The organism is Rhizobium ruizarguesonis (assembly GCF_012349115.1).
Taxonomy (GTDB): domain Bacteria; phylum Pseudomonadota; class Alphaproteobacteria; order Rhizobiales; family Rhizobiaceae; genus Rhizobium; species Rhizobium ruizarguesonis.
Map to the genome: position 1 here is coordinate 1 of NZ_PQIG01000014.1, position 1115 is coordinate 1115.

Genomic DNA, 1115 nt, shown 5'->3' on the forward strand with positions numbered 1-1115 from the left:
GGTACATTCTATTTCCAAGTGCGACATGCCAGTAATTTCAATGGCTTCACTTTGGAGATTTTGGCATGTCTCGATGCTATACGCAGATCACCCTCGCCGATCGCCGACGCCTGCATCACATGGTGGCGGCAAAAGTTCCGGTAAACGAGATGGCACGTCAGCTTGGCCGTCATCGTTCGACGATCTATCGCGAGATCCGACGCAACACGTTTCGCGATCGCGAACTACCGGACTATGACGGTTATTACAGCACCGTTGCGAACGATACTGCCAAGGACCGACGTCGCCGGCTGAGAAAGCTGCGGCGCCACTCGACGTTGCGCACAGAGATCATCAACCAGTTGGAGGCTCGCTGGTCGCCGGAACAGATTGCCGGACGCCTGCTGTCGGACGGCCTCAGTCGTATTCGCGTTTGCAAGGAGACAATCTATCGCTTCATCTACAGCAAGGAAGATTATGGGCTTGGTCTCTATCAGTATCTACCAGAGGCACGCCGAAAACGTCGTCCAATGCGCTCCAGGAAGCCGCGCGACGGTGCGTTTCCAGCCACGCACCGCATATCCCAACGGCCTGATTTTGTTGGAGATAGATCACGGTTTGGCCATTGGGAGGGCGACCTCCTCATCTTCGATCGCCCACTCGGGCATGCCAATGTCACCACTCTCGTGGAGCGCAAGAGCCGCTATACCGTTCTCATCAAGAATCCGAGCCGGCACTCGCGCCCAATCATGGACAAGATCATCAGAGCGTTTTCTCCTTTACCGGCGTTCGCGCGTCAAAGCTTCACATTCGATCGCGGTACCGAGTTTGCCGGGTTTAGGGCTTTGGAAGAAGGGATCGGTGCGTGCAGTTGGTTTTGCGACCCAAGTGCGCCTTGGCAAAAAGGGACCGTCGAGAACACCAACAAGCGCATTCGACGCTTCCTGCCAGGCACCACAGATCTGGCAGTTGTGTCGCAACGCGACCTTCTCCACCTCACGCGTCATGTCAACGATCAACCGCGCAAATGCCTCGGATACAGGACGCCGACCGAGGTGTTTATGGCGCATTTGCACGAAGATAGGTGATCCCCTACTCTGCAAAACAGGCGTGATGCACTTGGGTTAGCTTTTCCA

Annotated in this window: 1 protein-coding gene; it reads left to right on the forward strand. The window is 55.7% G+C overall.

Going from position 1 to position 1115, the window contains the following annotated elements; all coding sequences use genetic code 11:
• The first annotated feature begins 65 nt into the window (after positions 1-65).
• Entirely contained in the window at positions 66-1067 is a 1002-nt protein-coding gene (locus C3Y91_RS03410; protein WP_018494608.1) for an IS30 family transposase, read from the forward strand.
• Positions 1068-1115: the final 48 nt, after the last annotated feature.

Coding starts and splice junctions, on each gene's coding strand:
- C3Y91_RS03410 (WP_018494608.1), top strand. CDS start 66: ATGTCTCGATGCTATACGCAGATCACCCTCGCCGATCGCCGACGCCTG.